Source organism: Limnoraphis robusta BA-68 BA1, from assembly GCF_034932365.1.
GTDB lineage: Bacteria > Cyanobacteriota > Cyanobacteriia > Cyanobacteriales > Microcoleaceae > Capilliphycus > Capilliphycus robustus.
On sequence record NZ_JAYGHR010000018.1, the window covers coordinates 43,747 to 62,125 of the forward strand.

The following is an 18,379-nucleotide window of genomic DNA, read 5'->3' on the forward strand; positions in this document are numbered from 1 at the left end:
GAGTAATAATCCATCACTCAGTTGTGAGAATTCAGAATGTTAACTCATCAAATTCTTATCCTCATTTCGGGTTTGATTTCTGTCAGTGCGATCGCCACATCTGTCACTGCTACACCGCCTCCCACACCCGATCAAGAAGTCGTTTGTGACATTTTAATAATAGGCGGAGGGTTAGCCGGATCAGCCACCGCCTATGAAGCCTTACTCGCCGGACGAACAGTTTGTTTGACCGAAATTACTGACTGGGTTGGAGGTCAAATTTCTTCCCAAGGTACCTCCGCCCTAGATGAACGAGAAACTCAGCGATCGCTGCTTTATTTCCCTCGGGGTTATCTAGAATTACGCAAACGAATTGAAGAAAAATATGGTCGGTTAAATCCTGGGGCTTGTTGGGTCAGTCAAGCTTGTTTTATGCCCTACGACGGTCATCAACTCCTCTTTCAAATGTTACAAGATGCCGCAAAAAAAGGCAAGGGAAATCTTCAATGGTTTCCTTCAACGGTTGTTAAAGATCTAGAAATTTCCGAGGGTCAAATTACCACTGTTACCGCCATTCAACATCAACCCGCCCCTGGAACACCGCCCCTGAATACTGAACCTTTATCCCAAATTATTGATGATGCTTATCGTTATGAAGATTCTCCCCGTTTAAATAAAACAATTATTCGTTTTAATCCCCCCTCACCCCCCTTAGAAAGGGGGGAAATTGATCCCTCCAGTCCCCCCTTAGAAAGCAGGGTGAGGTGGTACGTTATTGAAGCGACAGAAACCGGAGAAATATTAGGTTTAACAGATGTTCCCTATCGCTTAGGCGTTGATCAACGAACACCCTTTGAACCGACATCTTCGAGTATATCCGGTGCGCCCTACTGTACACAAGGATTTACTTACACCTTTGCGATGGAAGCCACCGCCGAACCGCAAGCCCACAAACTCCCCTCATTCTATCAAAAATATTCCCCCTATTACAGTTATGAATTAGAACGATTGGCTAATTTTAATCTCGTTTATACTTATCGCAGAATTCACAGCATGAACCCCGACGAACCCCGTCCCGGAAATGTCCGAGAATGGCCGATTTATCCCGGTGATATTTCCATGCAAAACTGGACGTGGGGAAATGACTATCGCCCCGGAAATCCCGAAGATAATTTTATTTTTACTCGCAACCAACTGCAAACAATGGGTCAGTTAGAAGCGGGAGAATGGATGGGCGGACTCCGAACAGAAGCCTTACGACAAGGTGAAGAAAATGCTATTGGTTATTTTTATTGGTTAGTCGTCGGAACTACAGATTCTCAACTGGGAGATGGCGTTAAAAAACCCTATCCCAATCATCGTTATGTTACCGGGTTAGACTCACCGATGGGAACGGTTCATGGGTTATCAAAATATCCCTATATTCGCGAAGGGAGACGGGTAATTGGTCGTCCGAGTTGGGGCTTTCCAGAGGGGTTTGAAATCACCGAAATCGATATTTCTCGCAATGATTTTAGCAAGGAATTCTATCAAGATAATTTATCCTCAGAAGATTATCGGGCTTTATGGGCGGGGTTAGCAGGATTAGAACTTCCGGCGTTATTAAGTGGAATGCAAACGGTTGAAGGAACAAATCCAAAATCACGGGCGACTATTTATCCCGATACTGTTGGAATTGGTCACTATGCAATTGATTTTCATCCCTGCATGACGAAAAGCCCTCCAGAAGCGCCAGGAAATACCGAAAGACAAGGCGAAAGACTCGGACAAGGGGCGGCTTATCCCTTTCAAATTCCCTTGCGGGCGATGATTCCTCAAGAAATTGATAACTTATTAGTGGTCGGGAAAAGTATTGCAACCAGTCATGTTGCAGCAGCAGCTTATCGGGTTCATTCCTTTGAATGGTCGTCGGGAGTTGCAGCCGGAATTACCGCAGATTTTGCCTTAGAAACGGGGATTAAACCCTATGAATTAGTCGATGATTTACCCTTGCATGAACCGCAGTTGGAGGTGTTGCAACGAAGAATTCAAGACACCGATAATCCGATTTATTTCCCGCAAACTTCTATTTTTAACCGTTCTTGGGAAAATTGGAAATAAAGACTGTTTTAGTCCGACTCCTCTAGTCCTAACAACGGCATTAATAACTTGCGTTCCTCAATTGGAAGTCCGAGTAAAACTCGCCGATCTCCTTTTTTTTGTCGATAGCGAACGGCAGCTTCTAGCAGGCGTAAAGGAATTTGAAAGTCAATGTGATCGCCTACTGTTTCTTTCCAGAGTTCTAGCCAAGCTTGTGCTGCTTTTTCGCTAACCATTGCTGATTGTAGTATAGGTATACTTTCTACCACTCCTTTTCCTAAGGTAGCAGCAACTTCATGTTTGTCGTATACTTCAATTAATGCTTTTACACGCGCTTTCCAGATTGTTACTTCATAGGTACTTTGGAAAAGATATCGGGTAATTGCTTCTGTATCACCTGTATCTGGTTCGTCAGCATGAGCAAAACGTTCAAGCGCATTGTCTAAAGCTACAATACCTTCATCCCAGCGATTTAAAGCTAGTAATGACTCTACACGATTAAAGAAGATATATGAATCTTGTTCGCCAAGTTCTATTGCTTTATTAGATGATTCTAGAGCTTCCTGATGGCGTCTCAAACTTTCCAATACATACGCACGTCCTCCCCAGGCTAATTCATTACTTGGCTCTAGCTCAATTACTTTATCATAGGACGCTAAAGCTTTTTCATGGCAATCCATTTCATCTAATATATACCCTTGATTGATCCAAGCTGATGTATTATTAGGATCGAGTTCAATTACTTTCTTGAAAGATTTAAGAGCCTCTTCATAATACTCTAGTTCTTGAAGTATCTCACCTCGTATATTCCAAGCATAAATATCCTTTGAATCAAGTTCAATTACTTGATCAAATAATATCAAAGCTTCTTTATAATTTTCCTGTTTGTATAAAATTAAGCCTTGATTAAACCTAGCTGAAATATCATCTGGATCAAGCTTAATTACTTTTTGATAGGCTTGCAAAGCTTCTTCATAGCGTCCTAGTTCCTCTAGTGTCCAGCCTCGCTGAAACCAAGCATATACAAAGTTTTTATCAAGCTCAATTACTTGTTCAAAGCAAACTAATGCTTCTGGATATAATTTAAGTTTATTCAAAACCTCTCCTTTTCTAAACCAAGCTAGTTTATACTTTGAGTCTATTTCAATTGCTTTTGTGTAAGAAACTAATGCTTCTTGATAACGTTTTAGTTTTTGCAATATTATGCCTTGTATGAACCAAATAAGTCCTTGATCTGGCTCATCAATTTCTATAATTTTGTTACAACAAGCTAATGCTTCATCATCTTCGTTAAGATTTTGAAGAAGTAAGCATTTGGAGAACCAGACAATTAGATTTTTTGGTTCTATTTCTACGGCTTTATTAAAACACTCTAAAGCACGATCGTATTGTTTTAGTATTGTAAGACAGGCTCCCTGTTTCCACCAATCTACTGGTGCATAACCTTGACTTCCTACTCGCTTCTCTATTTTCTGTAAAACCTCTATAATTTTATGTTCTTTCAATTTATTGTCATCCAAAAATATCATAAACTTTTCTATATCTTCTGGATGCCCAAAAGATTTCATAGATGGTGGAAAATGTTTAATTTTAAAATTTTCTTGATCTAGAGCTTGTAAAATATCAAGTAAACGCTTTCGGGTTCCATCATCTTGAAGTTGCTGTAATCGTTGCTGTAGTTCTATTGGTGTATACCAAAGTAGTAAAAAAGATATAATTAACTTAATCGGTTCACCTTGCTGTTTCTTAACTTCCAAGCAAAAACGCATCATTGTCTCTTTAACTTCATAATATGATTCACGTCCAACAGCTTCTGAACACACATAACCCATTTCTGACAACTTTTTAAGCTGACTAGATGCGGTTTGATGAGTCATAAAGCAGCGTTGAGAAATTTCTTTAACGGGAACAGCAGTGCGAGTCTTACACAAAAACTCAATAATTTTTCGTTGTTGAGGTGAAATAGACCTCATTCTATCTTGATAATAAGGCGTGAGATCATCTAAGATTCGCATAAAAGCTTCAACTAATTGATCGAGAGAATTCCGATGAGTTAAAAATTCTGAAAAAATAACATACAGGCGATGATTTCCACCAGCCAGATGATAAACAGCTTGAATACGATTATATCCAATTGGGGTTTTAATAAAATCCTCCAATTCTTTATTGCCCTTGAGCTTGGCAATGTTGGCGAGTAAGTCTCTCGCATCTTCCAACTTTAATTCTTCTAACTCTTGGTGGTTAAAAAACTGATAAAATGTTGAACTCTTGCGTTTAACCGCATTGGGTAAACTTGATGCTGTGGCTAACATAACACAGGAATTTTCTTCAATAAAGCTACGCAGTTGCTTTTGTTCCTCACTGTCCAACCCGTTTAACAATTCATCCAAGTTTTCTACTATTAATAGTAAAGTGCGATCGCCAATAAATTCTTTGAGAAGAACTAAAGTTTCTTTCTCCATCGCATCGACAGACATTTCATAAAGTGACTCTATCGACGGGGGAGAAGGTTGATCTGTTTTGGTAGACTCAACTTGCAAGGTATTAAAGATACAGATCAAAAAGTCCAGAAAAGAAGTAATACTCCATTCTTCCTCACTCAACCATGCAATAAATAGTTGTTTCTGAAGTTCCTCTCTCTCTCGAATACGGTGATAAATGAGCGAGACGAGATGAGTTTTCCCGATACCACGCGAACCCGTCAACAAAATGTGCTGTTTTTCACGACTGACAACGCTGCTGCGGATGCTTTCTATCAGTTCCTCGACTTGCGAGTGACGCTGGACAAAAATCTCCTCTAACACGCTGTGTTCCATCATTCTGGGGGTGTACCGCGAGAGTAAAGGTGCGTTCATGTCAGTGATTGGGTTATGTACACCAATATTATCGTATATTTTATAAAGGTACGTTATTTTTGTGTTGACATTGCTGAAATTCTGCTCTATCCTTACCATAGAAGCAATTGAACCTCCCTAGCGGCAACTAGAGAGGCTCTCAATCGCTTTAAATTGTAAACGAGTTACTGGTTGGAGCCAGTTGACTCATTTAGTGGTCTTTATAGACCAAAGGAATTTTCATGTATAAAAATGATAACACCAATCAGCTAATTTTGTTCAATCAAGCTGTAGAAGTGTTAGTGGAAGCTGATTGTAGTGTTAAACGTGCAGCAGAGTTAGTCGAATGTTCGGAAACGACTATTTACCAGAAAATACGCCAAAATCAATCCTATCAGCGTGAAGTTCCAACCGGGACATGGCGTGTCTACAAACCCGAGAAAAAAGATGGTTTGATTTTAGTCAATGTTGGGTTTGTTTTTTCTCCGTTAGATAAACATTGGCGACTAGCTGGACTCAGCTAGTTTTTATTTTTTCGGTTTAATTGTGAGTGGTGCGTTATGTTTGGTTAACGCCCACTTTGCTACAATTTTGAAGATTTTTAAAATTAACAAATTATATGAGATAAAAAAGGAGATTAAAATGCGCTATGCAATTGTGATTGAAAAAGCGAAGGATAACTATTCGGCTTATGTTCCTGATTTACCCAGATGTGTAGCAACCGGAAGAACGATTTCTGAAACAAAAAAGCAAATTGAAGAAGCCATAGAGTTTCATTTAGAAGGATTAAAAATCGAAGGTTTACCGATTCCTGAAGCGACAACTATTTGTGATTATGTTGAATGTTTTTAGTCAAAGTAAACGATAATCTAAATTTTTGAATTGGGTGGATCTCGGACAAAAAACACTCCAATTTTTGAATTAGATGGGTATTGCCCACCTAACTCATACTTCCAGAGTAAAACACGTTTAAATGTCAGGTTCTATTCCTGCGGCTTTTAACTGTGCTGCTAATCGTTCTGCCCGGTTTTCAGCAAGTTCTGCACGGTTTTCAGCAAGTTCTGCACGGTTTTCAGCAAGTTCCGCTCGTTCATCTCCAGTTAATAATAAATTCCCTTGATTATCCCACCACCGCAACCAGGGAACGGTTGAATTTTGATATTGACCTTCCCAAATTCCCAGTTCAACTTCTAAGGGTGCGATCGCATAGTGACCCCGTTCATTGGGAGTCAACAATTCATAATGATCCTCAAACAGATGATAAACTTCTACACTTGCTTTTTTGACCTCATAAATTCCATAGAAAGCCGGACGAATCACCTGTTCATAAACCCAAAACTTACCCGGTTTTTGATTGCTAGAATTGAGGCGATAAAGGGGCGTTTTATCTCGTTCTTCTCTGCCATCTCCTGAGACGAATTCTAAGACAATTAAAGGAGGAACCAATTCTTGCCACAACACATAAGAACGACGAAATTCACCGTCTAAAGTGGGAGGGACATTGGGAACATAAAACCAGTCTGGTGCTTCTGCCCCCCGTTCGGGAGGATCTGTCATTCGCCAGTAAATCCCACTATCTTGACCAATACAATATTGTCCGTCGGGGTGTCGTCTTTCTAGAACAGGTTTAATAGAATCAGTCAGCAGAATGCTTTGAGGATGCTCTTGGAAGTTTTTCACAAACGTACCATCCGACTCTGGCAGTTGAGTATGGTCAGGAAAAGCCGTGAGTTCGTTGACTTTAGAAGTCATAGTCTTTTCAACGTTTTGTAATCCTGTCAGTATAAACAAATTTTAATTCAAAATTGGTGTAAAATAGACAGGGTTTCTAAAAGTTGAATGCTACCGTGTCAGAGTCTCCCTCTTTTTTACCTGCATCTTTATCGAACTTACCGAACCAACGATGGCACATTTTCCCCCCCCAACCTGAAAAAGCACAACAACTCGCTGAAGCCACCCAACTTTCACCGCTATTAGCACAAGTGTTGATTAATCGAGGGTTCGACACGGTTGAAGAAGCGACTGTTTTTTTAGATCCAGAGTCTCAGGCTTTACCAGCGCCCATTAATGAACTTCCAGACCTAGCAAAAAGTGTAGAATTTTTACATAATGCGATTATTCAAAACCAAAAAATAGCCATTTGTGGAGACTATGACGCCGATGGAATGACGAGTACCGCTTTATTAATGCGATCGCTTTCTATGTTAGGTGCAGATGTCAGTTATGCCATTCCCAGCCGCATGAAAGAAGGCTATGGGATTAATAATCGCATTATTGAAGAGTTTCATCAAGAGGGAATTAGCTTAGTTTTAACGGTTGATAATGGCATTTCTGCTTACGAACCGATTGCTAAAGCGCGAGAATTAGGCTTAACGGTGATTATTACGGATCACCATGATCTCCCCCCAGAACTTCCGCCCGCCCATGCGATTCTTAACCCTAAACTGATTCCTGAAACGTCTCATTATCGGGGTTTAGCAGGGGTTGGTGTGGCTTATGTGTTAGCGATTTCTCTGGCGCAAAAAATGGGTAAAGTTCAGGGTTTAGTGAATCCTTTATTAGAACTGTTTACATTAGGAACAATAGCAGATTTAGCTGCTTTAACCGGGGTGAATCGTCGTTGGGTGAAACGGGGATTACAGCGATTAATGCGTTCGGAAATTCAGGGAGTTCAGGCGTTAATTGAAGTGGCAGGATTAAGCGGTTCAACTCGAACTATATCCGAAAATACAGATAATTTATCCTCAAATGAACAAACTAAAAAAGTTATTAAACCCGAAGATATTGGCTTTCGTTTAGGGCCAAGAATTAACGCCGTTGGACGCATTGCCGATCCGCAAATTGTGATCGAATTACTCACCACAGAAAACATGGGAATTGCCCTAGAACGGGCGATGCAATGCGAACAAATTAACCAACAGCGTCAACAACTTTGTGAAAAAATCGAACAGGAAGCGATCGCTTGGTGTGAGAACAGCAAAATAGATCTTAAAAAAGAGCGAGTTTTAGTTGTTGTTCAACCCGAATGGCATCATGGAGTAATTGGAATTGTCGCGTCTCGCTTAGTTGATCGTTATGGGGTTCCGGTATTTATTGGCACCTATGAAGAAGAAAAAGAAGACGAAGAAAATTTATCAGAAAAACCCTCTAAAAAAATTCGCGGTTCAGCCCGAGGAATTCCCGAATTTCATGTATTTGATGCCTTACAATCTTGTGCCGATTTACTGGGTAAATTTGGCGGACATAAAGCCGCAGGGGGATTTTCTTTGGTTGCTGAAAACCTAGATGAATTTCGCCAACGTTTGAGTCAGTTTGCTCATCAATGCCTAGAAATTGAACATTTAAAACCATTGATAAAAATTGATGTTCAAGCTAATCTTAAACAGATTAATTTTGCTCTCTATCATCAAATTGATCAACTCCATCCCTGTGGAATCGAAAATGATTCTCCTATTTTTTGGACTCCTAACGTTAGAATTGTTAAACAACAACTAGCCGGAAAAGAACATCTTAAACTCACGCTTTCTCAAGATTGTAGATCAGAAAATAAAATTACAGCACTACCGAGTTTAGACGCAATTGCATGGCGTTGGGGGGAATATTTTCCCTTACCCACTCAGTTAGATATCGCCTATAAACTCAGAACAAATGATTGGCAAGGTCAAACTTCACTGCAACTAGAAATTGTTGGGGTGCGACTTCCTCAAACCCCTACAGTTATAACACCCAAAACACAGAAAGTAGCTGAATTTTACTACAAAGATCGCAAATATACTTGTAGCCTCTGCGATAGCGGTTCACTGACAGAACTAAGAATTCGCAATGCTGAAGGAAAAGTTCTTGCGATTCAGCAGGGACAAAAAACAGGTTTACTCGGAAAAAATCGACAGGAAGCGAAAATTGTTGATATTTCTGAACCTTTCTTTCACCACTTAATTCGAGCAGCTTGTCATGCTTTAGGAATGGGGGATGAATAGAAAACATAAGTTATTCTTCAGCTTTCGTTATCTTCATCGACTCTCAGACGATCACCTTGACCTATTTCCTCATTGATTTCTCGGCTTTCGGCTTCCATTCTCCTCTGTTCTTCTCTGCCAATCTCCTGATTGATCTCCCGTCGTTCTGCTGCTATTTCTGTTTGATTTTCCTCGGGAATAGTGATTTCTGAAATACGATTTTCAGACGGATTAAAAGGTTCTTCATCCATTGAAAATTCAGTGGCTTCTACTGGCTGATTGATCGGATCAAGAGCTTCAGATTCCGATTCAGGTTCAACTTGATGAATTTGAATTTGCTCAATACGTGGCCCTTCTGCTGAAACAACAGTAAATTCCAGATTTTGATAACGCAGTGTTTCCCCGACAGTCGGAATTTTTTGCAGTTGATAGATCAGAAAACCGCCTAAAGTCTGATATTCTTCAGTAATCGGAAGATCTAAGTCAACCAGTTCATTAACTTCTTCAATATCTAACTGAGCTTGAACTAAAAAAGTTTGCTCATCAATATATTGAAGTGTAATTTCTTCTGTTTCTGTCGGTTCTGAACTATCTCCAATAATTTCTGCAATCAAATCATTAATCGTCACTAATCCAGCCGTTCCACCAAATTCATCAACAATAATCACCATTTCTAGATGCGATCGCTGCATCAACGGTAACAATTCACTCAACAGCATTTGTTCAGAGACAAATCGAGCAGGGCGAATCCAAGATTCTAGCGAAGTTTCTGGAGAGAGCCGTCTTTCAGCTAAGGGTTTTGCTAAGTCTCTAAAGTCAATAATTCCCAAAATATCATCTAAAGATTCCCGCATAACGGGATAACGAGAATGATCCGAAACAGCCATTTCATCAAGCAAATTTTGAAAAGTCGCAGTGCTTGAAATTGCGATAATATTGGTTCGGGGAATCATTACTTCTTCCGCTAAAACATCCCCAAATTCAAACACATTATTGAGGAGTTCTCTGGCTTCAGCTTCTAACCCCATCGACTCACTAGATGTTGTAATAATCAGTTGTAATTCTTCTGGGGTAACTCTTGTATAAGGTTGTCCGGTATATTCAATTCCACCGAGTTTTAAAAGCCAACGAGTGGATTGATTTAAGCCCCAAACAAACGGACTAAAAAAACGAGCGATCGCTAAACTTGGAGGGGCTAATAAACGCGAAAGTTGTTCAGGATACAGCAGAGCCAACGACTTCGGACATAGCTCACCCAGAACAATTTGCAAATAAGCAATTAACATAAACGTCAAGATAGGAATTGCTAGAGAATGAGCAATAATATCTTGAAAAACGAGAGGTAAACGAAGCGAAATGATTAATGATCGAATCGCCACTGCTAGCGTTCCCTCTCCGATCCAACCCAACGCTAAACTTGATAGCGTAATTCCAAACTGAGTCGTAGAGAGCAAAAGATCAATCCGTCGCTGAAGCCGTTGAACCGCCCTCGCCGGACGATCTCCTTCATCTACAAGTTGACTAATCCGCGATCGGCGGACAGAAACCATCGAGAACTCAGCAGTGACAAAAAAAGCGTTGATTGCAATCAGCAGAAATACTGACAACAATCGCACCAGCAAATCCTGGGAAGTCAGCGTCATTGTAGAAAAGTCACCCACATGAGTTCTATTAAAAAAAGTCGCACAAACATTAAAACTTATTTATCTCACAATTGGAATTCCAGACATTTTTAGCTCTAGTTTCTGATCGGGATAATCCGTCAAACTGATGGCTAATTCTTTAGCATTATCGAGCAGTGCGGTGGGAATACTCACCGTTCCGACATAGGTTTGGCTATCAGGAGGTAACTGTCCCGGTAAGTCATCAACACTCGCACTTAAAGCACGACCTTTATCATCCGTTACGTTCAAGAAACTATAGAGAAATCTAACCGAACTATCGCTTTCATTTTTAAGCTGTACGTTCAAAAGCAGCGAACTTCCAGTTTGACTCGCTGAAGTCACCTCTAGCGTTACCCCCTCATCCCGACTGACAATCGGAAAAGTAGATGAAGCGGCTTGCTGTTGGGGTTTCTGTTCAGGTTTTTGTTCGGCTTTCTGTTCAGGTTTTTGTTCAGGTTTTTGTTCAGGTTTTTGTTCGGCTTTCTGTTCGGTTTGCTGTTGGGGTTTATCACTGGCGGGAGCAGAAGCTGTTGTCTCATCATCTTTCCCTTCCATTCTCTTCTTCACATTCGCCAGAATGTCACCTTCTTTGAGCATTTTCACGCCATCAGTTTTGCGTTCGGTTTCTTCCTTTTTACCCGTTAGATTACTTGGACGTACATCAGGCTGAGTAATCTCTTTCAAAGCTTCCCGACCCAGTTTGTACCCCCAAGCCGAACTAAAAAACCCGGCTCCAAACATAAGCACAAGTAAAACGACGGTCATTATTACGGTTGAGTTCAATCCCATCTCCTGTAAGTGTCAGTGTGAGTGATCGTGATTGAGATTAGTTTCAATAGGATATAGTAGCAGTCTACAGCCTGAATGATACGGCAACCTCAAAGAGAAATGATCTCAACTTCCAATCCAATACCTTAACCTAACTGACTAGGAGTGGAGCGGGTTTGTCCCCAGATACCAGACTTTTTAGCGATCGCCTGTACTAAACAGCTATGTTAAACTAGGAAGCGAAAAAAAGAGTCGCTTAATGTCTACTTTCGTGTTAACCTAGACAATAAAGCGCCCTTGGCCGATTGGGGAGGCAGCGAACTCATAATTCGCCTTCAGGCTGGTTCGATCCCAGCAGGGCGCACTATTGATATTCCTTGAATCTGTTGTGGTACATCAGTTAATTGTTGGTTATCAGTAACTGAGTTGCGTTGCTGTAACCGATTAAATGTCTGCGTCAAAAATTAAATGTAGTTCAGTTACCAGTAACAAATTGTTGTCGCTTTTTTTCGGTGTTCTAGCCCGGATCAAAGCTTTTCCTCATCAATTTCCTCAAAATCCAGAGAATTCCTTTCTTTCTCATCTTGTTTCCTCAATTCAAGCTCACGTCATCGGACAATAATTGAAGGCTATAATCGGGAAACAAGTTTTTGAAAGTTAGCTAACTGTTCGTTGACTACGATCTATTTTCTACCCTAAGAAATCTAGGTGGCCATTGCCGGGTAAACATCTTGAAAACAAAGAAAATCTTGTTCTGTTGCTGAGTTCTGCATGATAACAGGGTTCCTACTTGCCCCTTAACCCGATTTTGCTTGATTCTATGTTTATGTCCATTGTTAACTTACCGAGTTTCAATTGCTATTGTATATTAGACTAAGGGGCAATCTTAGCAATGTATAGAAGTGAAGAGATTGACAAACTGGCTTCATCGCCCCGATTGAGTACAACTTACCCTGATTGGCAATCGTAGCCCCTGTCATCAGGGAGGGTTAGTGACTGGGGTGTATAGGATGCAGACTCTATGGCAGACCCAAACTATTATAGGTTCGACCCAGTTTGGCGAGGTATAGCACAAACTCGCTACTGCTTTGTGCATCAAAAATTTCTGCAAATTGAGCCTCGCCTGAGTCTCCTGAGACTAATTCCCCATTTTTGTAATCACAATAGCTTGATTCTGCTGAGTTTTTGGGTGGTTCAACCCTGGAGTTCTCACACAAGTAATTCAAATCGGAAAGTACATCGATTAACCGACTGTCAGTTTTGGGTGAATTGGATAAAAAGTCGGAATTTCGCTTGGGCTAACATCTCTGTTTTACCGCTTCAATGGACTTTACTTCTGCCTCTTGAGCAAGGGAATTTGCTAGGGTTAGCAAACTGGATTTCCCTGGGACAGTATGTGCTTGTTGCAGGCGATACTAGCTGAAGCTTTTGCTTGAGAACGTTTAGGGATTAGATGGTCAATCCCTGAAAAACGGTTAAACGGTCTGAGGTGAGTTGAATTTAACCATTGACCGATGTAGCTGAGTATCGTCGTCCTCCGTCAATTTGTTTCATAACGAGTGAACCTTAAGTTCACACGTAGTTCTGAGCAACTGCTTTTCAATTGAGTTCCTAGAGAACTTGTACTCTCGACAGATTACAGTAAATAATTCATTTTGTATGAAGGCTAGTGAAATTTTCAGTGCGAATAAACTGTTAACGCGATATGCCAAAGGGGAACGTAACTTTAGCGAGACTAACCTCATAGCAGCCCAGTTAAGTCAAGCTAATCTGAATCGGATTGATCTGCGTAATGCTAATCTCACTGCTGCTAACTTGACCCACTCTCGTCTGATTTGTGCAAACTTGAGTGGGGCTGACTTGAGTCGGACGAATCTCAGTGGAGCTATCTTGATTGAAGCCACTTTAACCGGAGCAAGTCTGACTCGAACCCTACTGGTTCAAGCTGACTTGACTGGCGCTCTTCTGAGTGGAAGTATTTTTTCTCAAACTGATCTCAGTGGAGCGAATTTGACAGGAGCCAGTTTAATCGGTGCTTCCTTGCTCAATGGCTCTAAGTTGACCGAAGCCACTTTAATTGGTGCGACCCTTTCACGGGCTACCCTAAGCGCGATTGACCTCAGTCGGGTTAACCTCACTAGAGCTATTTTAAGTGAAGTTGACCTGAGTGGAGCCAACTTAAGTTCCGCTTGTCTGATTCGGGCTTATTTGAATCACAGTAATCTCAGTGGCGCTAATCTCATGGCAGCCGACTTGAGCGAAGCGAGTTTACGCAATGCTAATCTTTGTGTTGCCAACTTAACGGGAGCAGATTTGCAAGGGGCTAATTTGGAAGGTGCGAATCTCAATGGTGCCAAATTGAGTGGGGCGAACCTCAAGAGTACCAATTTGAAAAATGCCAATCTTAATGGCTTGATTTTGCATGAAGCTGACTTGAGACTCGCTGATTTGAGTCAAGCCAACTTGCGAGGCGCAAACCTGAGTGGGGCAAATTTGGCGGGTGCAAGTTTGCTAGAAGCGGATTTACGGGGGGCGAACTTGAGTCACGCCAACCTCACAGGAGCGGGATTGTTATTGACGTCCCTCAAAGGCGCGAATTTGAGAGGCGCGAATTTATGTCAAGCTAATTTAATTGGTGCTAGTTTAAACCTGACCAGTTTGGATGAAGTTTTCTTAGAAGGTGCGATTCTGCCCAATGGTGCAACTTATGCTTAACTAGGTCGCCGTCCCTAACCCCTCCTTCTACCCGTTGGCAGGCGCACGGCTGTTTGATTCTCAACAAAAAATTTCAGGTAAATTGGATGAACAGGTTATGGGGAGAGGGTTTGATCCTAAGCTCTCCCCATACCCCTATCTGCCTATTGCCTTTTTGTGTGGCGAACTTTCTCATTTGACAATTTTCTGTGATACACTAATAAGGTTTGAGGTTTTAAACCACTATAGGATGGAGGTGAAACCGCGCCGAATGAAAAAATTGGGAACCCACCTGGTTATTGATGCTTGGCAATGTCCGGCTGAGTTACTGAACGATCCAGAACGCATACGTCGGGCTATACTCGATGCAATTACAGCCGGAGGAGCAACCCTAATCGACTTTTGCGTTCATCAGTTCAGTCCTCATGGCGTGACTGCAACCGCAACGTTAGCCGAGTCTCATATTGCTATCCATACTTGGCCAGAATATGGCTACTTTGCTGCCGATGTCTTTTTCTGTGGACGAGGAAATCCTCAGCTTGCTCTAGAGTGCTTAGAAGTTGCTCTTCAAGCTAAACAAGTTAAACAGAGAGAATTTCAGCGCGGTTTTGAGCCAGAAATGGGCATCCCAGAGGATTCTATGGATTGGGAATCACTTGAGAGTCATTCGACTGAAACCCGTGTTTTACCGAGGTTAGGGGTCTAAAGCTCCGCCATGCGCGGGCGGGTTTGTGTTCAAGTTAGAAAGGCTCAGGTAGAATAACCGCGACTGCTGAGAAAATCTACTGAAACAGGTGAGCTTCTTGCCGAGTCGAAAATAATAAAGCCTCAGTGGTGGCGAAAACACTTTAAACAGCTAGGGGAATCAACGAAGTACCCAAATCCAGATTGTGGCTACACGGAAGATAGAGATGTTAATGCAGCTATCAACATCTTTCAGCTATGGACTAAGTACCGTAGGGCATACGGGATCTTATAAGCTTGGGGAGGCGCGATCCTCTAGTTCCATTGGAGCAATCCTATGGGGTTACGATTGGACTGTGAACCAAGAATCCCCCGCATTCATGCGTGAGAAGTGTCAATGTAACAACCTACTTGTAGCAATAATCAGCTCGTTTTCTAATCCCTAGCCGCAGCTCTGAAGCAGTTGGGGATTTTATAACCTGATTTTTAGGCAAGGAGGAGCATAATCTCTCCCTCTATGCACAACATAGGGGGAGTATTTCGCTATTCCAGAAACTCAAATCAGCGATCAACTCTGAATCACCGACCCGACTAACGTTGCTGTTGTTGTAAGAGCGGACGAACAATCCAATATCCAGCGCCAAAAGCAACCAGAACAATCAAAGCAATTGAGACGACCAACCAAAATCCATTTAACTCGGCTCGTTGAGTCTCTGAAGTCGGACGTAAGCGAGCTTCAGGCTCCTCTGTAAACAGTTTCTCAGGAATTTCTCGCTTGAAGGGTTGATTTTCAGGAGGAGTTGCAGGAGATTGAGGTTTAAGATGGGTGTACTTGGCTTCTAGGTCTTCTTGGGGTGAACTCCGAGCAACTGTCTTGCTCAAAGGCAATTCTACAAAGTTACTAGAGGACGAAGTTGTATGATGTTGACTGAAATTGGGGATTTCTAGATGATGAGTCTGCTGCTGTTGAGGTAAGCCAGTATGATTAACCTTTTGAGCCGTGTTAATCGCTTGTTGAAGTTGGATAGCCGCTTGAGTTAAGTTCTCTAGTTCTCGACGAAGTTGCTGATTTTGCTGAACAAGCTGTTGGTTTTGGGTTTTTAAAGAGTTGAGCGTCGTTTTGGACGCTTGTAATTCGGCGGTGACTTCTCGGTACAGAGAAATCGGGACGGATGGAGAATAGGCATTTGTTGCTTCAGATGAGTTAGAGCCAGAAACGGTAACATCTTGCATAGCACTTAAAATGGAGTGAGAATGTTTAGTTGTTTAACTGATGATCTGATCCAGCAGAGTCAAGCTTCTTCTGCTATGCTCTAGATTAATCGTCATTAGAACAATCAGAACGCATTTCTTCACGAAAATTAAAGCCTTAGCTTTGACAAAATTGATCTTGTTTTTAGATTCGCGATTTTAATCCTTATGAGTAACTCGCCAGTTGAACAAAACGTATTTCATTCCTCCGAGGTCGGAGAAGTTAAGTATGGTGAACGGGAAATTCAACAAGGACAGTTAATCACTTTTCCCAATCCTCGGGTTGGACGTCGCTATGAGGTTAGCATTTCCTTACCTGAGTTTACCTGTAAGTGTCCTTTTTCGGGTTATCCCGATTTTGCTACTCTTCATCTTACCTATGTCCCTAACGAACGGGTCGTAGAGTTAAAATCTTTGAAACTCTATATCAACAGTTATCGCGATCGCTATATCTCTCACGAAGAATCAATCAATCAGATTTTAGATGATTTTCTGGAAGCGTGCGATCCCTTAGAAGTGAAAATAGTGGGAGATTTTAATCCTCGGGGTAACGTTCATACCTGCGTAGAAGTTCGACATCAAAGACCTGATGATTAATAGCAAAACGTGATACAATGATAAACTGTGTCGAATTTACACTAAATTCATGCCCAAACTGAAAACTCGCAAGTCGGCTGCCAGACGTTTTCGAGTCACTGGTAGCGGTAAGATTGTGCGCCGCAAAGCATACAAGAGCCATCTCTTGCAGCACAAAAGTTCGTCTCGTAAGACTCGCTTGTCAAAAATGGCAGAAGTTCACGAGCGAGATGCTGAAAATGTACGTTTGATGATGCCCTATCTCTAGGGTTTAAAGATGATATTTAATCGCTAAGGGAAATTAACTATGACAAGGGTTAAGCGCGGTAACGTTGCTCGTAAGCGTCGCAAGAAAGTTCTTAAGCTTGCTAAAGGATTTCGAGGCTGTCAGTCTACTAACTTCCGGACAGCAAATCAACGGGTGATGCAAGCTTTGCGGAATTCCTATCGAGATCGTCGCAAACGCAAACGTGACTTCCGAAGACTGTGGATTACTCGCATTAACGCGGCGGCTCGTCTGCATGGAATTAGTTACAGTCAACTGATGGGGAGTTTGAAAAAGGTTAATATCCAGATCAACCGTAAAATGCTTGCTCAGTTGGCGGTGATTGATCCACAAGCTTTTAGTCAAGTTGTGGCGCAAGCCGACGATCAAGCCCAATCCTAATTCAAGAGGGTATAGCCTGGTAAATTGAGTAGAAGTCCAACGAGAATTTAAGATGGGGAATGCAAGCTGAAGGCAACTCTTCAGTAGTGTTTGTTTTTTAGATTCTCACAATTACTCAAACTGATGAATAGTAGTTTACCAGTCGTCTACCTTTTACTGTTAGTGGCTCTGCTCTTTGGAGTAGGGTTCTTTGTTTTACGCCAGATTATTAGAACCCGTCGAGTTGAAAGTCAACTCTCTCGATTGCAAAGTAAACTGGCTCAAGATCAGGGTACGGCTCAAGAATACTACGAGTTAGGCTGCATTTATAACGATAAGAAGTTATATTCGCAGGCGATCGCTGTGTTTCAAAAAGCTTTAAAAGTACCCAACGCTCAAGAAGAGGAATCTCAGAATCTGGCTCTGGTTCACAATGCTTTGGGTTATGCCTACTTTGCCAAGGAGCAGTATGACATCGCAATTCGCCAATACAAGGAAGCTCTGAAACTTGCGCCAGATTACGTCACGGCTTATAACAATTTGGGCTATGCCTATGAGCGTAAAAAACTAACGGCTCAAGCATTGGAGGCTTATGAGCAAGCTTTACAGGGCGATCCGAGAAATGCGATCGCGAGGCGCAGATCAGAGTCCCTGCGTAAACGCTTGGGAATTCCATCCTCATTAGAAGAGTAACTGTTTCTGAGTGAGCTGAAATCTGCTCAGAGTTATATGTCCAAAAAGGTCAATGTCGGCGTAGGATGAACCCAAATCCGGTTTGTTATTTAAGTTAACACCGATGGGGTGGGGCAGGTGACGAGTCCCCAAGAAGAGCTGACTCGCCATTATAGTCTCCGCAACAGCCATACTCTATAACGAGATCTACCTAATTGACGAGGGGAGGATACTTGTTAGAGTGTGGGTGTTTTTTTATTTCATTACTGAAGGGGTGACTAGCCGCTTGAGAGTCAGCCGCAGTTCGGATGAAGGGAGGGGAAGCAGGGAAAGAGCCTGTTTCAACAAGCCTTAACTCGGCTTAGATCGACTCAAATAGTCTGTAACGCCTATCCATCAATGGTTTACAGTTTTCCAAAAAAACTTTTCAAAAAAGTGTTGACAAACCCAGAAGACTCAGCTACATTAGTAAATGCGCTCGAGAAAAGACAACTGACTCGAAAGCAGCCGAACCTAGATAATACAATAGTTTGAAAGCCTAAGTACAGCTCCTCGTTAATACATTTTGAGGGTTCT

At 41.8% G+C, this 18,379-nt stretch carries 17 protein-coding genes and 1 tRNA gene; 13 read left to right on the forward strand and 5 right to left on the reverse strand.

Features of this window, described 5'->3' with window-relative positions; translation table 11 throughout:
* Nucleotides 1–36 precede the first annotated feature (36 nt).
* Nucleotides 37–2,079, forward strand: a complete 2,043-nt coding sequence (locus tag VB836_RS09585; protein WP_323219155.1) for an FAD-dependent oxidoreductase — start codon at nt 37–39, stop codon at nt 2,077–2,079.
* An 8-nt stretch (nt 2,080–2,087) separates the two neighbouring features.
* Here VB836_RS09585 and VB836_RS09590 read toward each other — a convergent pair whose 3' ends face one another.
* Nucleotides 2,088–4,913 (reverse strand): tetratricopeptide repeat protein, encoded by a 2,826-nt coding sequence (locus tag VB836_RS09590; RefSeq protein WP_323219157.1) that lies wholly within the window; start codon nt 4,911–4,913, stop codon nt 2,088–2,090.
* Between the two features lie 221 nt (nt 4,914–5,134).
* On the opposite strand from VB836_RS09590, the gene VB836_RS09595 reads away from it, so the two are divergent.
* Together VB836_RS09595 and VB836_RS09600 are read left to right on the forward strand one after the other, a co-directional pair.
* Nucleotides 5,135–5,416: a hypothetical protein gene (locus VB836_RS09595; protein WP_046276522.1), complete on the forward strand. Its 282-nt coding sequence runs from the start codon at nt 5,135–5,137 to the stop codon at nt 5,414–5,416.
* 118 nt (nt 5,417–5,534) lie between these two features.
* On the forward strand, nt 5,535–5,744 hold the full coding sequence (locus VB836_RS09600; protein WP_323219158.1) for a type II toxin-antitoxin system HicB family antitoxin: 210 nt from the start codon (nt 5,535–5,537) through the stop codon (nt 5,742–5,744).
* A 117-nt stretch (nt 5,745–5,861) separates the two neighbouring features.
* On the opposite strand, the gene VB836_RS09605 is transcribed toward VB836_RS09600, so the two are convergent.
* Nucleotides 5,862–6,644: a Uma2 family endonuclease gene (locus tag VB836_RS09605; protein WP_046276521.1), complete on the reverse strand. Its 783-nt coding sequence runs from the start codon at nt 6,642–6,644 to the stop codon at nt 5,862–5,864.
* A 95-nt stretch (nt 6,645–6,739) separates the two neighbouring features.
* Here VB836_RS09605 and recJ point away from each other — a divergent pair, with 95 nt between their 5' ends.
* Nucleotides 6,740–8,869, forward strand: coding sequence for a single-stranded-DNA-specific exonuclease RecJ (gene recJ / locus VB836_RS09610; protein ID WP_323219159.1), 2,130 nt, complete (start codon nt 6,740–6,742; stop codon nt 8,867–8,869).
* 17 nt (nt 8,870–8,886) lie between these two features.
* On the opposite strand, the gene VB836_RS09615 is transcribed toward recJ, so the two are convergent.
* Both VB836_RS09615 and VB836_RS09620 read right to left on the reverse strand, forming a co-directional pair.
* Nucleotides 8,887–10,491 (reverse strand): hemolysin family protein, encoded by a 1,605-nt coding sequence (locus tag VB836_RS09615; protein ID WP_046276520.1) that lies wholly within the window; start codon nt 10,489–10,491, stop codon nt 8,887–8,889.
* Between the two features lie 60 nt (nt 10,492–10,551).
* Nucleotides 10,552–11,277 (reverse strand): hypothetical protein, encoded by a 726-nt coding sequence (locus tag VB836_RS09620; protein ID WP_323307032.1) that lies wholly within the window; start codon nt 11,275–11,277, stop codon nt 10,552–10,554.
* Nucleotides 11,278–11,571: 294 nt separating this feature from the next.
* Here VB836_RS09620 and VB836_RS09625 point away from each other — a divergent pair.
* The 5 genes from VB836_RS09625 to VB836_RS30490 all read left to right on the forward strand — a co-directional run bounded on the left by VB836_RS09625 (nt 11,572) and on the right by VB836_RS30490 (nt 14,953).
* Nucleotides 11,572–11,644: transfer RNA gene (locus tag VB836_RS09625), tRNA-Ile, on the forward strand.
* 657 nt (nt 11,645–12,301) lie between these two features.
* Nucleotides 12,302–12,703: a hypothetical protein gene (locus VB836_RS09630; protein ID WP_323219161.1), complete on the forward strand. Its 402-nt coding sequence runs from the start codon at nt 12,302–12,304 to the stop codon at nt 12,701–12,703.
* Nucleotides 12,704–12,939: 236 nt separating this feature from the next.
* The gene (locus VB836_RS09635) at nt 12,940–13,995 is read left to right on the forward strand and encodes a pentapeptide repeat-containing protein (protein ID WP_046278560.1); all 1,056 of its coding nucleotides are present in this window, start codon (nt 12,940–12,942) and stop codon (nt 13,993–13,995) included.
* 250 nt (nt 13,996–14,245) lie between these two features.
* Nucleotides 14,246–14,680: an adenosylmethionine decarboxylase gene (gene speD / locus VB836_RS09640; protein WP_323219163.1), complete on the forward strand. Its 435-nt coding sequence runs from the start codon at nt 14,246–14,248 to the stop codon at nt 14,678–14,680.
* A 114-nt stretch (nt 14,681–14,794) separates the two neighbouring features.
* Nucleotides 14,795–14,953, forward strand: coding sequence for a zinc ribbon domain-containing protein (locus VB836_RS30490; RefSeq protein ID WP_456085755.1), 159 nt, complete (start codon nt 14,795–14,797; stop codon nt 14,951–14,953).
* 296 nt (nt 14,954–15,249) lie between these two features.
* Here the strand turns inward: VB836_RS30490 and VB836_RS09645 are convergent, their stop codons facing one another.
* Nucleotides 15,250–15,891 carry a hypothetical protein gene (locus VB836_RS09645; protein ID WP_046278561.1) on the reverse strand — a complete coding sequence of 214 codons (642 nt, stop codon included), beginning with the start codon at nt 15,889–15,891 and terminating at the stop codon, nt 15,250–15,252.
* A gap of 186 nt (nt 15,892–16,077) precedes the next feature.
* Between VB836_RS09645 and queF the strand changes: the two genes are divergently transcribed.
* The 4 genes from queF to VB836_RS09665 all read left to right on the forward strand — a co-directional run bounded on the left by queF (nt 16,078) and on the right by VB836_RS09665 (nt 17,824).
* Complete coding sequence (queF, locus tag VB836_RS09650; RefSeq protein ID WP_046278562.1) at nt 16,078–16,506, forward strand: preQ(1) synthase; 429 nt, start codon at nt 16,078–16,080, stop codon at nt 16,504–16,506.
* 49 nt (nt 16,507–16,555) lie between these two features.
* The gene (gene rpmI / locus VB836_RS09655) at nt 16,556–16,753 is read left to right on the forward strand and encodes a 50S ribosomal protein L35 (protein WP_072075530.1); all 198 of its coding nucleotides are present in this window, start codon (nt 16,556–16,558) and stop codon (nt 16,751–16,753) included.
* A 39-nt stretch (nt 16,754–16,792) separates the two neighbouring features.
* Nucleotides 16,793–17,152: a 50S ribosomal protein L20 gene (gene rplT, locus VB836_RS09660; RefSeq protein ID WP_046278563.1), complete on the forward strand. Its 360-nt coding sequence runs from the start codon at nt 16,793–16,795 to the stop codon at nt 17,150–17,152.
* A 123-nt stretch (nt 17,153–17,275) separates the two neighbouring features.
* Nucleotides 17,276–17,824, forward strand: coding sequence for a tetratricopeptide repeat protein (locus VB836_RS09665; RefSeq protein ID WP_323219162.1), 549 nt, complete (start codon nt 17,276–17,278; stop codon nt 17,822–17,824).
* Nucleotides 17,825–18,379: the final 555 nt, after the last annotated feature.

Coding starts and splice junctions, on each gene's coding strand:
- VB836_RS09620 (WP_323307032.1), bottom strand. CDS start 11,277: ATGACCGTCGTTTTACTTGTGCTTATGTTTGGAGCCGGGTTTTTTAGT.
- VB836_RS09635 (WP_046278560.1), top strand. CDS start 12,940: ATGAAGGCTAGTGAAATTTTCAGTGCGAATAAACTGTTAACGCGATAT.
- queF (WP_046278562.1), top strand. CDS start 16,078: ATGAGTAACTCGCCAGTTGAACAAAACGTATTTCATTCCTCCGAGGTC.
- VB836_RS09600 (WP_323219158.1), top strand. CDS start 5,535: ATGCGCTATGCAATTGTGATTGAAAAAGCGAAGGATAACTATTCGGCT.
- rplT (WP_046278563.1), top strand. CDS start 16,793: ATGACAAGGGTTAAGCGCGGTAACGTTGCTCGTAAGCGTCGCAAGAAA.
- speD (WP_323219163.1), top strand. CDS start 14,246: ATGAAAAAATTGGGAACCCACCTGGTTATTGATGCTTGGCAATGTCCG.
- VB836_RS09645 (WP_046278561.1), bottom strand. CDS start 15,891: ATGCAAGATGTTACCGTTTCTGGCTCTAACTCATCTGAAGCAACAAAT.
- VB836_RS09585 (WP_323219155.1), top strand. CDS start 37: ATGTTAACTCATCAAATTCTTATCCTCATTTCGGGTTTGATTTCTGTC.
- VB836_RS09595 (WP_046276522.1), top strand. CDS start 5,135: ATGTATAAAAATGATAACACCAATCAGCTAATTTTGTTCAATCAAGCT.
- VB836_RS09615 (WP_046276520.1), bottom strand. CDS start 10,491: ATGACGCTGACTTCCCAGGATTTGCTGGTGCGATTGTTGTCAGTATTT.
- VB836_RS09605 (WP_046276521.1), bottom strand. CDS start 6,644: ATGACTTCTAAAGTCAACGAACTCACGGCTTTTCCTGACCATACTCAA.
- rpmI (WP_072075530.1), top strand. CDS start 16,556: ATGCCCAAACTGAAAACTCGCAAGTCGGCTGCCAGACGTTTTCGAGTC.
- VB836_RS09630 (WP_323219161.1), top strand. CDS start 12,302: ATGGCAGACCCAAACTATTATAGGTTCGACCCAGTTTGGCGAGGTATA.
- VB836_RS09590 (WP_323219157.1), bottom strand. CDS start 4,913: ATGAACGCACCTTTACTCTCGCGGTACACCCCCAGAATGATGGAACAC.
- VB836_RS09665 (WP_323219162.1), top strand. CDS start 17,276: ATGAATAGTAGTTTACCAGTCGTCTACCTTTTACTGTTAGTGGCTCTG.